Origin of the sequence: Anabaena sp. FACHB-83 (genome assembly GCF_014697485.1) — a bacterium.
In the GTDB taxonomy this organism is placed as follows: domain Bacteria; phylum Cyanobacteriota; class Cyanobacteriia; order Cyanobacteriales; family Nostocaceae; genus Nostoc_B.
On the sequence record NZ_JACJRY010000022.1, the window covers coordinates 43,402 to 58,507 of the forward strand.

A 15,106-nucleotide genomic window follows, 5' to 3' on the forward strand; every position below is an offset into this window, starting at 1 on the left:
CTAACCCCCAGCCTCTAGCCTCTACTTAGATTTCGCCTCTAAGTTTTCTAAGCGGCTTTTGAGTTCTTGGTTTTGTTTTTTGAGTTGGTCGAGTTCTTCGCGCAATTGACGCAGGGCGGTTTCTGGGCCGATGTGTTTTTGGACATTGGCAATTTCTTCGTCAGCATAGCGACGCACGCGACCATCGGGGGTTTGTTCAGCAAGCGATCGCAAAATGTCAATTGCTTTGGGTGTTTCCATTTTACCCAAGGCTGTCACTACTGCTACTTGGGTTAAGAAGAAGGTTTCTTTGGCGAGTTCGGCTAATCTATCTAAAATCCGTTCTAAGTTAACTGGTGTTTGACCAACGGAAATTTTACCTAAAGCCTTGATTGTCGCTAACCGCAAGGCTTGGGGAACTCCTTGTTTGGTGTATTCTAGCAACAGATTTAAAGCGGCTTCGGAAGTTTTGAGTTCTGCTAAACCGTTAACTGCACCACTACGAACTACTTCATTCCAACCAGCTTTTTCTTCTAAAACTGATTTCAGTAGCTTGATGACTTTTTCTTCCTTGGGCTTTTCATCCAGATTAGCAGATGCGATCGCGCCGATGGCTGTAGCGGCTGCGGCTTCTACATAATAACTGCGATCGCCATCTTGCACTCTCTCTTTCACAGCCTTATAACTATCATAGGTTTTGATGGTCGCCAGTGCATTCACAACCGCACGCCGCACATAAGGACTTTTATCTTTTAATCCCACCACTAAACCATCAAAGGCTTGATCTAACTTGACTTCTGCTAGTTGTTTGGCAACTTCCACCCGCACGCCCCAAAATGGTTCTTTTGTCAATGCTTTAGATAATGCTTTGGTTGCTTCCAAACCGCCTTTTTTCGCTAAAGCTGTCGCTGCATAAATGCGGGAAATTGGGTCAGGGTCAGATTCTAACTGCGCTTTCAACTCAGGAAGGGGATATTCCAAAGTGACAGTTTTTAAGAAATGATTGCCGACATCAAAGCTAATAAAATCTGGCTTGGCTGATAGTGGGAAGTAGAAGCTTTGTTCTGCTTCATTTACCCGGACTGTAAAAGTGCTGAGTGCTGAGTGCTGAGTGCTGAGTTTTTCTGTGGAGTCTTTTTGGACGTAGCCGAAACCGATGGGGATTTTTAAGTCAAATAAATTTTTACTGCTATTTTTATCAGCTTGAGTTTGGGTAACTGTGACCTTGGCTAAATTTGCATCACCATCCCAAGAGTAAGCCACTTTAAAATCAGGATGACCGCCACGATAAACATATTGGTCGAATAAGAAAGCTAAATTTCTACCTGTGGCTTTATCAATGGCGCGGAGTAAGTCTACTGTTTCAACAGTTTTGTGGGCATTATCCTGCACAAAGGTTTGAATGGCGTGCCAAAATAATTCTTCACCCAATTCCGCCCGAATCATGTGATAAACACAAGACCCTTTTTCGTAGATGTGGCGGTCATACAGTTCAATGGCTTCGCGGTAAACATGAGTTACCATTGGGCGGCGGTAACGGCTGCGATCTTCGCTTAAATAACTCCGCGCTTCTATTAACCGATAGTATGCAGCTTCTTCAGCACTATATTCATGTTCTGTCCACATCACTTCGGAGTAAGAAGCCATACCTTCTTTAATCCAAGCATGAGACCAATGCTTAATTACTAGCAAATCACCAAACCACTGATGCGCCAGTTCATGAACAACTAGACTTTCGGTGTTGCGGTTATCTAAAGCAGCGCGTTCATCTAAAAGACAACGGTCTGTTAATAAGGTGGTGGAAGTATTTTCCATCCCCCCAAAGATAAAGTCATCAACGCAAACTTGGGCATATTTAGGAAAAGGATATGGATAACCATACTTTTCACTCAAAAATTCGACCATACGGGGAGTTTTGCCCATGCTGCGTTTAGCATCTGCTTCCCGGCCTTTTTCCACGTAGTAAGTCACTGGTTTACCTTGCCATTCATCTTGAATTTCGGCAAAGTCAGCCACAGCGAGAGTCATTAAATATGTAGGATGAACTTGCTGCTGTGACCAATGATAAATTTTTTCGGAACCTTCCTCGATGGTTTCGATTAATTCACCGTTAGAAATCGCTACTAATGCTTTGGGAACCCGCACACGAATTTCTGAGGTGGAGAGTTGTCCGGGATAGTCAAAGCAGGGAAACCAAAAACGGGAGTCTTCGTCTTCTCCCTGAGTCCAGACTTGAGTAGGTTTGTGGGGATAGTGTTTGTCTGGTTGGATAAAGTATATACCGCGTTGGGGTTTTTCGGCGGAGTAGGCGATCGCAATTAAAATTCTTTTCCCTTGTTCTGTCGGTTGGTCAAGCTTAATAGCAAGCTGTTCACCGTCGTAGTCAAATTTTTGCACCACCTCATCTACTTGTACAGACTGGATATTTAAGTTGACTGCATCCAGCACTAAACGGTCAATTCCACTACGAATGGGTAATAGGCGAATACTACAGCTACCGTGATAACTTTGCTTGGGGATATCTAAGTGCAGGTCAAGAAAAATATGCTCTACCTGTCCAGGACGATCTGGATTATAGTGTGGTCTGGCTCCCGGTAACTCAAAAGATTTGCGTCCGTTATTTTCTGTATCAAAATATGAATGCGACATTGATGCTGACTGACCCTTTAATCTTAAAAAATTTAAGTAAATTTTCGAGAATGCTGCTATTTGTGATGTTTACTCATCCGAATAGCGGATAGAAAATATGCCATCTTTGCAATTTTGGGGAGATTCCCATGAACCTTTCTCTGCTGCTGTGGGGATGTTCTTGATAATTTTTCCTTGAGTACCAAGACTCGGCAAATTTGCTGATGAGATTAGGATAGCTTGCAAATTTACCACAGGCTATCTCTCAAGATGAATAACCATTTACGGATTTTGCTTTGATTTCATTGAAGTATTTCTTTGGTGTTTTTTTTACTGCTTGTGTGTAGATTTACTAATTTTAACAGTGAAACCCTAAGAAATCGTGAAGTTTATTTAATGGAATTCAGGAGTCTGGAGTCAAAATCCAGTATATAAGCACCTAGTAAATTTCCGTGGCGTATTTTGTACTAAGCCGCATATAAGTAAATGGGTGAAGTACCATACTCCATCGGATATCTGAAGTAGGCTGCAAAAGGGTGGTGAGGAATTTTCTCCTCATTGATTCTGAATTCTTCTTGAATAATTCCGAGAACTCAACAATGACGTTTTTACTACCCTCGGTAAAAATCTGAGGAAAATGAGGAAAGTAACAATGCCTGAAAGTAAATTAAAGTTTTTAGTACCTGCAATTGGCGCAGTTGTGGCGGTGACAGGGGGTATAGCAGTCTATACCTATTTGTTCAAAGGGCCATCTGGAGATATTTCCGGGGCTATTGGTAGTGCTAAATTAGTTCCTGAATCAGCCCTGATGACTACTTACATTTCTACTGATGACCAAGTTTGGGCAAAATTACAGCAGTTCGGTACACCAGAAGCCCAAAAATTACTGGTGAAAAGTTTAGAGGATTTCAATAAAAATACTTTTAAAGGTAGTGATATTTCTTACGATAAAGATATTAAACCTTGGATTAGTGGTGTGATGATTGCTGTTTTACCACCAAGTAAAACTCAACCTGCTCAGTTAAAATTTCCCACCAATCGAGCCAATCCACCATTAAAAGTGCAACAAAGCACAAACATGCTAATGGTGATTGGGATCAAAGATAAATTAACTGCTTTGAATTTTGCCAGTAAATTAAAAAATCAAAAAGGAGTGAAAAGTCAAGAAATTGACTATAAAGGTGAGAAGATTACAGAAACTACTGAGGAAAAGGGTAGACCAACATATAGTGTAGTTGTTAATAATAGTCATTTAATTTTATCTCCTGACAAACAAGCTGTAGAAAAAGCAATTGATACCTATAAAGGTCAACCTTCTTTTGCTAGTAAGGAAGGTGCTAATCGTTTACTCAGCCAAAATGTAAATCTGCAAAATACCCTTGTACAAGTTTATGTACCAGACTATTCTGGGATGGTAGAACAATGGGCAATAAACAACACCCAAGGTAAAGCCTTGCCGCCCCAAACCTTGTCACAGTTGAAGCAGGTAAAATCAATGGTGGCTGGTGTGGGTATTGATGATCAGGGAGTGCGGGTAAAAGCGATCGCTAATTTAGATCCGCAACTCAGCAAGTTTCAGTATCAAAACACACCAGCTAAAATATTGTCCCAGTTTCCTGGCGATACCTTTGCATTAATTAGTGGTAACGGTATCAGCCGTGGTTGGCAAACCTTCACAGAACAATCAAAAGATTATCCTGAAGTTCAGCAAACACTCCAACAAATCCGCACTCAGCTAAAATCTGCCGAGATTGACTTAGATAAAGAAGTTTTTGGCTGGATGGATGGCGAATTTGGGATTGGTGCAGTTCCATCTAATCAAGGTGTGTTAGCGAGTGTGGGTTTTGGTGGGGCGCTGGTGTTTGATACAAGCGATCGCAAAACCGCAGAAGCCACCTTCACAAAACTTGACAACATAGCCAAAGCCCAAGGAGTTAACATCGCCACCCGCAACATCGGTGGTAAAGATGTCACAGAATGGCAAATACCTAAACAAGGCGCATTATTATCTCATGCTTGGTTAGACCAAGATACCGTCTTTTTAGCTGTTGGTGAACCTGTAGCCGAGGCTTTAGCTGCTGCTAAAAGCCCATCCCTCGATCAAAGCGATACCTTTAAAAATGTCACAGGTTCATTGCAACAACCCAACGGTGGTTATTTCTATGTAGATATGGATAAAACTGTGACTTTAGTCAACCGCCTTGCAGGTCAAGGTAGACCAATTCCACCTGATGTTAATGCTCTTTTAAGTTCTATTCGTGGTTTTGCTGCTACCGCTACTAGTCCAGATAAATCAACCAGTCAGCTAGAAGTTTTGTTAGCACTGAAGCCGAGTCAGAAGTAGGGATTGGGGAGTGGGTGTGAGGGCAGAATCAAGTCAAAAATTCTCTGACTTTTGAATTTTGACTTCCCCTTTAGGATGTAGGGAAAGATTACTAATTTGTAAATAATGCTCGTTTTTATTCTTTCCCTTATACCCCTACCCCCTTACACTCTTACACCCACTCACAACTCCCTACTCCCTACTCCCTACTCCCTACTTAACTACTGTTTCACCGGGATTTGAATTTTAAACTCAGTTCCTTCACCGAGAGTAGAGACACAATCTAACTTACCGTGATGCTTTTCGGTAATAATTTGATAACTAATTGCCATACCCATTCCTGTACCTTTACCCACAGGTTTAGTAGTAAAGAAGGGGTCGAAGATGCGATGTTTGACTTGTTCAGACATTCCAGGGCCATTATCTGCGATCGCAATTTCGATCCATTGAGTATCAAAGGCACAAGTGCGGATAGTAATTTGTGGTTTTGCGGCTGTGGAGTTTTGACTATTCAAGAATGACTCTTCTAAAGCATCCATCGCATTGACTAATATATTCATCAACACTTGATTTAGTTGTCCAGCAAAACATTCGACCAAGGGTAAATTACCATAGTCACGAATAACTTCAACTCCTGGATAGTCTGGTTTTTCTTTAAGACGGTATTGCAAAATTAATAATGTACTTTCAATCCCTTCATGAATATCAACTGTTTTAAAATCAGCTTCATCCATGCGGGAAAAGTTTCGCAGTGATAAGACAATATTGCGAATTCTTTCAGTTCCCATTTTCATAGAAGGCAGAATCTTATCTAAATCTGCAATCATAAAATCTAAATCAATTTCTTCAGCTAATGCTTGAATTTCTGGGTCTTCATCAAGATAGCGTTCTTGGTAAAGATGAAGTATTTGCATCAGACTTTGAATATATTCGCTTAGGTGGGTAATATTACCATGAATAAAATTGACAGGATTATTAATTTCATGGGCAACTCCTGCTACTAGTTGACCAAGACTCGACATTTTTTCATTTTGAATAACTTGCGCCTGGGTGCGTTGTAATTCAATTAATGTTGTTTTTAATTCAGCAGTACGTTCTTCTACTCGGTCTTCTAATTCTGTCTTACTCGCTTCTAAAGCACTAAAAGATTGACGCAGTTGTTCAGCCATATAATTAAAAGACTGAGCTAATGTATTGAGTTCTTCTATTTTGCTAATATTTAAAGTTTGTTCTAAATCACCTGATGCCATTGCCTGACTAGCGCGATTGATTCGCAAAATTGGTTGAATGACCCAACCGGAAGTCAAATAACCAATAAGAGTTGCCACTATTAATGCAGCTAAACAAAGAAGAACTGTAATTTGAGTGTTCGTAATAATCTTAGCCATAAAGGCTTTTTCTGGCACACTCATAACTACTAACCAATCTAGTCCATATTGATCACGCCAAGGTGTGACATATACAAACTTCGTCTCTTTTGGCAGTTGCAACTGAATTTTTTTTTGTTCAGTAATTGACTGAAAGCCATTAAATTTATTTTCGATATATTTGGCAATATTTTTAATTACTGGATCTGGACTTTCTGTAGCTTTGATTCGTTGGGCTTCATCCTTAACTATTGCAAAAGTATCTTGCTTAGTAGAACTGGCAATTAACAGACCATTACGTTCGACAATAAACACCTGTCCAAAATTGCTAATATCTAAACGCCGCAAAAATTCACTCAACTTCAACAAATGAATGTCTGCGCCAACCATACCCAATAATCGCTGATTTGCGTCATATATAGGACGACCAGCAGAGGCAGTTATATAAGCACTATCAAGAGAATTCCAGGCGTAAATCCGCGACCAAATTGGTTTACCAGCTTTGATTGGTTCGGTATACCAACTTTCTTTAAAGTTATTGTATTCAAAAGTGTAGTTGGTGCGGATGCGATCGCCATGCGAATCAGTGGCGTAGTTTAGTCCATTGTTGGGTAATTTAGCATTCCAATCATCAATAGTAACTGTTTTACCATCGTAGCGGGCGGCTCCGACTCCCTCACCTGTGGTTAATCCCATACCAATGTAAGTGAGGTGATAAGCCTGCATTTCCTTCCAGAAAAACTTACCAATGGTTTTGCGATCGCGCACATCTAACAATCCCATTGCGATCGCATCTGCATTAATCTGATTTACCTTGTGGGGAATGGATAAATAAGCATCTAAATGCTGTTGTACTATGCTATTGGTTCGATTCATTAACTGATCTGCCAAGTCATTAACTGCTTGTCGTCCATTTTTAAATGACAAGTAGCCGACTAAACCCACCGCACCAAAAATTTGTAATGCAAAAGGAATAATCAACACTAGTTGCAATGGAAAAGCTTTAACTTTGGGAGAGTCAGTCTTACTCATTCAATTTCTTTCTTCCAACCTTGGATAGAGGTAAATTTATACTTTGTGACCTAGTATTCCCACAGGTGATGACTAACTCAACATTTAGGGGCAAAAATTTAGTTTTGTAAATTACGGATGAGAAGATGTAGCATCTTCCAGAATCATCTAGGACGGTTATTCCCACCAGAAATTATCAACAGGATTTGTCAGAATGAAAGGTAATTTGAGGGCTAAAAAATGAAATTTTCCATTGACTCTGTGTACAACTGGTATCGCAATTTAATTCGTAATCCGAAGTATCGCTGGTGGGTAATTTTAGGAACACTAGTTTATTTCATCAGCCCTATTGATATTGTTCCTGATATTTTTCCTATCGTTGGCGAACTTGATGATGTTTTACTGATGACACTATTAGTAACTGAAGTATCTGGGTTAGTCATTGATGGTTGGAAAGCACGTAAAGGTGTAGAGACTACTACTACAAATCCTACTGACAGTTCCAATGATGTTGATTCCTCTGCAAAAACAGTTGATGTTGATGCTGTGTCAGTTAAATAGCTTTTTACAAATAAATAAATCCTCTGTTTGGTTGAACAAACAGAGGATATTTTTTTACCCTATATCCCGCATTAGAGCTAAATTCCCAAATCCTTCATTGCTTGCAACCATTTATCTGGTGTTTGTAGAGTTTGCTGGAGAAATTTGGTTGTCAAATTACTGGCATTAGCTTGATATAGCAGTGTGGCATAAGTAAAACGACTAGCTGGTTTTTTGAAATTATCTTTGCCATAAATAGAAATTAATTCCGCCAGCTTTTCTTCTACTTTTAAGATTGCTTGCGGCGCGAGGTCAAGTAAATTTTGTATCCACTGTTCTTTATGGGCAATAAAAGCTGATAATTCTGGATTTGAGGAATTTCTAAACTCATCACAAATCGCCTGAATTTTTTCCCATTTATAACTACTCCAAGGTTTAGCCATCATCACAGGCAATTGCCATTTAACTATTTCTTCTTGCCAATAGTCTTTCGGTGCTGGCACTTGTACAATTTCAAAATTAGGTAAAATTAGGGCGGTCAATTGTCCACCATGACAAGCGCCTGTGTCGATACCATAAGCTTTTTGTGCAATTATGAGTGGGGAATCGCCAACCACACGATGACCAAAAATTATTGGTTTAATGCCAGTATACAATTGACTCCAAGATATATCTCTATATTTTTTTTCTAGATGCTTTTCACCTGCGGTACAACCACATAAAACTTCTTGTTTTTGTTCTTCAATGGGTATGCCATCTTCTACCGCCGCATGAACAAAAATTGCCTGATCAGTTTCGTAATAGTAAGGTAAATTACTAATCCATTCTAAAAATTCGCCATAGCGATCGCCAAATTGTAATTTAACAATTTCCTGGGAGTAAGAAAGAGTTTGCTTCAAATGTTTGCGTTCGTGATTTCCCATTAACACCACTGTGTTGGGGCGATTTCTGAGAAAGTCATATACTTTGACCGAGTCAACTCCCCGATCAACAATATCTCCTAAACTGATTAAACAATCTTCCTCTGTAATTTCTACTTTGCTTAATAGCTGAAGCAGTTCTTCATAGCAACCATGAATGTCACCGACTGCAATTGTTCGCATTGTCCCAAATTCAATCGAATAATTTCATTATACTACAAGTATAACTTTTGTAGTATGTAGTCGCATAGGATTTAGAACAGTGGAAGAGTGATACCATTTTGGATTTTAGATTTTGCGAAAAGTTGCGTGGGCGGGTTCCCCGACTTGAGCAAACTTTTCAAGACAGATTTTGGATTGGGTAAGGGTTGATCGGTAAGCTTTTGAGCCATCAATCTGTCGCAATCATTTTTTAATTTGGTATGAGGTTTGAATTTTGACTTCCCAGTAGGAGTGTATCTATCTAAAACCCTTATACCATTTCACTTTAAAAATGATACGGATATGCAAGTAGCGCCTCGACTTCTCCTGACGGAGACGCTGCGCGAACGCTCGGCGACCAGAAGCAGAGTTACAGAGGAAGCGATTTCTATCAGTAATTTCGTGAAATGGTATTACACCCATTCTTTTCAATCCCGACATTGGCTGATGCTCAATTTGGTTAAAAATCTCACTGATGGCAGAAGTTTTACTGAGTCAACTTCTCTAAAATCAGTTATGCAATAACTGAAACTAGCTAACAATGCGAATACTTCTGGTAGAAGATGACACCGCCCAATTAGAACCCTTACAAACAGCATTGTCTCAAGCTGGACATATTGTAGATGGTGTAGAAAATGGTGCGATCGCTCAATGGGCAATTACCCAGCGAGATTATGACTTATTGATATTAGACTGGATGCTACCAGAAATCAGTGGTTTGGATTTATGTCGGCAATATCGCAAAGCAGGTAAAACCGCACCTGTATTGATGTTGACAGCAAAAGATACCACTGGCGAAAAAGTCACAGGTTTAGATGCTGGTGCAGATGATTATTTAGTCAAACCTACAGATTTATTTGAATTATTAGCTAGAGTGCGGGCTTTAGGTAGGCGATCGCCTGTTTGGCAAGGTGATAAACTCCAACTGGCGGATCTGCAACTGCACATTTCCACACAGATTGTAGAACGAGGTGCAGCCCAGGTGGAATTATCTACCCGCGAATTTCAACTATTAGAATATTTAATGCGTCACCCTTGTCAAATTTTAAGTCGTAATCAAATTGAACAAGCTTTATGGGAATGGGGTAGTGAACCGGAAAGTAATGCTACAACTACTTTAGTACGCCGTTTGCGCCAGCGTTTACAGTTACTAAATGCAGCAGATTGGCTAGAAACCGTTTATGGTATGGGTTATCGTCTCAATCCTGAACGGCAAAAATAAAGTTTAATTTTTCTGAGTTATGTTCAACCGTAGCCGCCGTAACTTGGCTAGTTGGTTTACTCTCTCAATGGGTAGTATTCTGGTAATTTTTGCTGGGATTCTTTATTATCAAGAATCAGTCCAGCAGCTAGAAGTTGTAGATTTGATTCTCTACAATAAATCTAAAGTAATTACATCTAGTATCAAGTACAAAGATTATCAAGGCGAAAAACAAGTATTTCTGAAAAATTTACCAGTTTTAGGAAATAACCCACCACCAGAAGATAGTGATATTATTTATGCTCGGTGGTATGACACTCAAGGTAATCTCAAGCGTTACTTTGGGCAAATTAACCAGAAAAAATTAACCCAAAGATATGCTTATCGTACATTAAAAATTACCCATAAATCTGATTTAACATCACCAGAAATTTGGGTAAGAGAAATTACTTTACCAGTAGAGTATCAAGATAAGTTAATTGGCTATTTGCAAATGGCAATACCAATGACTCGTGTCCAAGAATTACTTCATAGATTTTTAATTCTACTCATATCCACAGTATTCATTGCTTTAGCAATCACAGGTTTAACAGGATGGTTTCTTAGTGGTATAGCAATGCAACCTATCCAGCTAAGTTACAGACAACTCGAACGTTTTACTGCCCATGCTTCCCATGAATTACGTACTCCCTTAGCGGCAATTTTGAGTAATGCTCAAGTTGGTTTACTCGCGCCAATAGAAGATAGTAATAGTAAACATTTACGCCTAGAAAAAGTCGCGGAAGTTGCCAAATCAATGAATACATTGATTGGCAATTTACTATTTCTGGCACGCCGGACAGGGCGATTAACTCCAGAGTCTTTAAAAGAAGTTGACTTGAGAAACTTACTAGCGGAATTATTCAATTCTCCTTCTGTAAAGACTACCGCTAAAGATTTAAATCTCAAGAGTGATTTACCAAAATCGCCAATTATGGTAAAAGTAGATGCTGATTTAATATTTTTAGCTGTGATGAATTTGCTGGGTAATGCTTGTAAATATACTCCGGCTGGTGGGATGGTAGAGTTACGTTTATTTAGTAGATATAATCAGGCATTCATTGAAGTAGAAGATAATGGAATTGGAATTGCTGCCGCACATTTACCACATATCTTTGAGCAATTTTATCGGGTAGAACAACATCAGACAAATTCGGCGAGTGGCTTTGGACTGGGATTAGCGATCGCACAACAAATCATTGAAGCACATGGCGGACATCTCAGTGTGAAAAGTGAACAAGGCAAAGGTTCAATCTTTCAAATTAAACTGCCACTTTAAGAGTAAATATAAATCGATAATTTTAGATCCCCGACTTCTTGAATAAGTTGGGGATCTTTTCATTCACAAAAGGTGAACAATGATGATGTTTGTCACTTTTATGTCACATTTATCCTGAATCATAAATAAGTAATTGGTAAGAATTCAGCACTCAGGAGTCAAAATTGAAAAGCAATCTAAAATAATTGAGGCTTCTATTTATCAATTTTTTCTGATTTATCTAGCATTCTGACTTCTGAATTCTGACTCCTGAATTCTTCTTCAATACCCAACATTGCTCATTACACTCAAGACTAAGCAGGAGTCGATGTGAGTAGACATGAAAAGTACAAGTTACTGGAAGGTTTAGCAACTACAGAAACCGCACCTAAGCAATCACTGACATTATCAGATGCTGTGGCGTTGATTGTCGGTATTGTAATTGGTGCAGGCATTTTTGAAACTCCCGCTTTAGTAGCAACCCAAGCAGGTAGTAGTCAAGCAGTATTGCTATTTTGGTTCATCGGTGGTGTGGTTTCTTTGGTGGGTGCATTGTGCTACGCCGAGTTAGCCACGACATATCCCGATGTAGGTGGAGTTTATTATTATCTTAAACGTGCCTTTGGGCGAGAAATTGCCTTTTTATTTGCTTGGGCGCGGATGAGTGTAATTCAAACAGGTTCTATTACCTTGTTGGCATTTGTGTTTGGTGATTACGCTTCGCAGATTTGGCAGCTAGGCAACTTTTCACCTTCAATTTATGCCGCAATGGCGATCGCATTTTTAACAGCTTTAAATATTATTGGCTTGCAACAAGGTAAGTGGACACAAAACTTACTCACGGTGGCGAAAGTCCTGGGTTTGTTGCTAGTGGTGTTAATTGGCTTAACCACCACCGCTAATACTCCCACCCCTGTGGAATCTACTTCTACCGGAACTTGGGGACTCGCAATGGTGTTTGTTTTGTTGTCTTATGGCGGTTGGAATGAAGCCGCTTATATTTCCGCCGAAATCCAAAATCGTCAACGCAACATAGTGCGATCGCTTTTGTGGAGTATTGGCACAATTACGGTAATTTACTTACTGATCAATCTGGCTTATCTGCGGGGATTGGGATTAACAAACATGGCTAATTCCCAAGCTGTCGCCGCCGATTTAATGCGGACATTTTGGGGCGAACCGGGCGCTTTATTCATCAGCTTGTTAATTGCGGTTTCGACTTTGGGCGCACTGAACGCCACTATTTTTACTGGGGCGCGGACGAATTACGCTTTAGGACAAGATTTTGCCATCTTTGGTTTTATGGGAAAGTGGCGGCAACGTCCCAGTACACCTAGCTATGCTTTAGTATTGCAAGCTGCGATCGCCTTAGCATTGGTTTTATTAGGTACGTTCACCCGCAAAGGCTTTGAAACAATGGTGGACTATACCGCCCCCATATTTTGGTTTTTCTTTTTACTTTCAGGCGCATCGCTACTAGTGCTACGTAATCGAGAACCACAAATTCCGCGACCATTCCGCGTGCCATTTTATCCCTTGATACCATTGCTGTTTTGTTCAGTTTGCGGTTACTTGCTTTATTCCAGCTTGGTATATACCGGCGTGGGCGCGGTTGTTGGCGTTGTAGTTGTCGCCGCAGGTATTCCGCTACTGCTGTGGAATCGTTACCGCCAAGTTCCCAGAGGTTAGGGATTTTTTCACCATTTTTGCTTTAGGAGTAGATTCATGTTTCAAAAAATGTTGCTTTTATTAATTACAGGCGTTAGTGTCACCACTTTAGGAATTGCTGGATGCACCGCCCAACAACAAGACTCCGCCGCAGAAGTAAAACCACCTGTTTTAACTTCTCAAACCGAAACACCAACTACCACGACAACTCAACCGCAAGAACGCCCTGGTGATGTTCCTTATGTACCCACACCACAGCCTGTAGTTGATGCGATGTTGCAAGTAGCCAAGGTAGGTAAAAATGATGTACTTTATGACCTTGGTAGTGGTGATGGACGAATCGTAGTCACAGCCGCCCAAAAATATGGTACACGCGGCGTAGGTATAGATATTAGCCCTGAACGCATTCAAGAAGCGAACGCCAACGCCCAAAAAGCCGGAGTTACAGACCTTGTAGAGTTTCGTCAGCAAGACTTATTCAAAACTGATTTGAGTCAAGCTACTGTAATTACACTTTACCTATTGCCGGAAGTCAACCTCAGACTCCGCCCCGAATTATTAAAACTCAAACCCGGTACAAGAATTGTTTCCCACGCTTTTGATATGGGCGACTGGAAACCACAACAAACACTGCAAGTAGATGGAAAAACTATTTACTATTGGGTAGTTCCACAAGAAATACCAGCAAATTTGCGATAGTATTTAGCACTTAAATAATCAAGGGGTTTTGGGTATGAGAGTGTAAGCATGAAAAACCTTACACCCTCATACCCTTTCATATACCAAGCATGTTGCTTTGGAAACCGAAACTATAGCGATTAACTTAGAAAACCCGCTATTTCAAATACTGGTTATTACAATATTCCAGAGTTTCTTTAACAGCCACAACTTCTACTGTAACTGGTTTGTTGTTAGTACCGTTGATGAGAAATTCACTAGCACCAACATGAGGCTTTTTTGGATTTCCCCAATCGTATGTATAACCTAAACCAGTCCAAGGATAGTATTCTTGTTTGTCATTCTCAAAAGAGTTTTTATAGATGTCGTGCAGCAGAGAATTACTTTTAGGTACAGGAACAGGTAAAACATTACAAGTCGAATCGTTGATTTCTGGGTCAATACATGGTCTACTTAAGTCCTCTGCTTTGACCCACATTTCTACAAAGTGAGTTTTATTAGCACTTTTATTTAAAATTAAACCTAAATACTGCTGTAATCTTAGAGCTAACATTACATTCCCAGGCAAATTAATGCCTGTTCCTTTGCAGTTTTGGCAAAATTCTTGGACTTGGGGAAATGCGGTTAACCAAGTTTGGCGGCTGATTTGTTTTGTACCTACAGGCCAGTCTATGTTGGGATTTGATGAATATAGCCAACTCACCATCAAAAATTCTGTTTTACCGTCCCGTTCTCGTGTTTTAATTTTGGGGTTAGTAGCGGATAATGCCCAAAGGTTATTAATAACTTTATCTTGACTTGGCTTTTTGGCATCTTGAATAGATGCGTTTAGTTGCTTTTTCAAAAATTCGTAACTTTCATGTTTATTTTCATCTAAATATTTATATACATAAGGAATAGTTTGGGACTGTGCCAATAATTGCTTTGGTGAATTAGTCGCTTGCTGAAGATTATTTTCAGTGGCGAATAAGCTCGAATAACTGACAGATAAACCAACGGTAGTCAAAGTTAACAATATAGATTTATTAATTTTTCTCATAGCAAATTTCCTGCTATTAAATAGCAATATTGGCATCCACATAAAGATTGAGTCTGATTTTATAGTGGGTTTGGAGAATGCGCCACTAAATTCAAACTTTGTAATTTTATTTACTGGTATAAAAATTTTGCAGTTTGCGGGTAGTCTTCCTGAGAGTTGGGTGAACTACGAAATAGCGATCGCCTGAAAAAATAGATTAGCAAAATCTGAGTATTGAGGATGATACAAAACTTATCAATATTTACAAGTGCTGC

The 15,106-nt window shown here is 39.7% G+C and carries 12 protein-coding genes; 7 read left to right on the forward strand and 5 right to left on the reverse strand.

Translation table 11 applies throughout. From position 1 onward, the window contains the following. Positions 1–21 precede the first annotated feature (21 nt). Together H6G79_RS23050 and H6G79_RS23055 are read right to left on the reverse strand one after the other, a co-directional pair. Complete coding sequence (locus H6G79_RS23050) at positions 22–2,628, reverse strand: M1 family metallopeptidase (protein ID WP_190590635.1); 2,607 nt, start codon at positions 2,626–2,628, stop codon at positions 22–24. Between the two features lie 69 nt (positions 2,629–2,697). After that, positions 2,698–2,862, reverse strand: a complete 165-nt coding sequence (locus H6G79_RS23055) for a hypothetical protein (RefSeq protein WP_190590634.1) — start codon at positions 2,860–2,862, stop codon at positions 2,698–2,700. Between the two features lie 397 nt (positions 2,863–3,259). Between H6G79_RS23055 and H6G79_RS23060 the strand changes: the two genes are divergently transcribed. After that, positions 3,260–4,951 carry a DUF3352 domain-containing protein gene (locus H6G79_RS23060; protein WP_190590633.1) on the forward strand — a complete coding sequence of 564 codons (1,692 nt, stop codon included), beginning with the start codon at positions 3,260–3,262 and terminating at the stop codon, positions 4,949–4,951. Between the two features lie 200 nt (positions 4,952–5,151). Here the strand turns inward: H6G79_RS23060 and H6G79_RS23065 are convergent, their stop codons facing one another. Further along, a complete protein-coding gene (locus tag H6G79_RS23065; protein ID WP_190590632.1) occupies positions 5,152–7,329 on the reverse strand; it encodes an ATP-binding protein in 2,178 nt (725 codons plus the stop codon). Between the two features lie 219 nt (positions 7,330–7,548). Between H6G79_RS23065 and H6G79_RS23070 the strand changes: the two genes are divergently transcribed. Then, positions 7,549–7,869, forward strand: coding sequence for a YkvA family protein (locus H6G79_RS23070; RefSeq protein ID WP_190590631.1), 321 nt, complete (start codon positions 7,549–7,551; stop codon positions 7,867–7,869). A gap of 77 nt (positions 7,870–7,946) precedes the next feature. Here the strand turns inward: H6G79_RS23070 and H6G79_RS23075 are convergent, their stop codons facing one another. Continuing rightward, a complete protein-coding gene (locus H6G79_RS23075) occupies positions 7,947–8,951 on the reverse strand; it encodes a metallophosphoesterase (RefSeq protein WP_190590630.1) in 1,005 nt (334 codons plus the stop codon). A 321-nt stretch (positions 8,952–9,272) separates the two neighbouring features. Between H6G79_RS23075 and H6G79_RS23080 the strand changes: the two genes are divergently transcribed. The 5 genes from H6G79_RS23080 (at position 9,273) to H6G79_RS23100 (ending at position 13,834) form a co-directional block, all read left to right on the forward strand. Further along, positions 9,273–9,494: a hypothetical protein gene (locus H6G79_RS23080; RefSeq protein WP_190590629.1), complete on the forward strand. Its 222-nt coding sequence runs from the start codon at positions 9,273–9,275 to the stop codon at positions 9,492–9,494. Positions 9,495–9,510: 16 nt separating this feature from the next. Beyond that, positions 9,511–10,191 (forward strand): two-component system response regulator RppA, encoded by a 681-nt coding sequence (rppA, locus tag H6G79_RS23085; protein ID WP_190590628.1) that lies wholly within the window; start codon positions 9,511–9,513, stop codon positions 10,189–10,191. 19 nt (positions 10,192–10,210) lie between these two features. Continuing rightward, the gene (locus H6G79_RS23090; RefSeq protein ID WP_190590627.1) at positions 10,211–11,488 is read left to right on the forward strand and encodes a cell wall metabolism sensor histidine kinase WalK; all 1,278 of its coding nucleotides are present in this window, start codon (positions 10,211–10,213) and stop codon (positions 11,486–11,488) included. A 309-nt stretch (positions 11,489–11,797) separates the two neighbouring features. Next, positions 11,798–13,156, forward strand: a complete 1,359-nt coding sequence (locus tag H6G79_RS23095) for an amino acid permease (protein ID WP_190590626.1) — start codon at positions 11,798–11,800, stop codon at positions 13,154–13,156. Positions 13,157–13,192: 36 nt separating this feature from the next. Continuing rightward, positions 13,193–13,834 carry a cyclopropane-fatty-acyl-phospholipid synthase family protein gene (locus H6G79_RS23100; RefSeq protein WP_190590625.1) on the forward strand — a complete coding sequence of 214 codons (642 nt, stop codon included), beginning with the start codon at positions 13,193–13,195 and terminating at the stop codon, positions 13,832–13,834. A gap of 136 nt (positions 13,835–13,970) precedes the next feature. Here H6G79_RS23100 and H6G79_RS23105 read toward each other — a convergent pair whose 3' ends face one another. Next, the gene (locus tag H6G79_RS23105; RefSeq protein ID WP_190590624.1) at positions 13,971–14,852 is read right to left on the reverse strand and encodes a hypothetical protein; all 882 of its coding nucleotides are present in this window, start codon (positions 14,850–14,852) and stop codon (positions 13,971–13,973) included. Positions 14,853–15,106 lie beyond the last annotated feature (254 nt).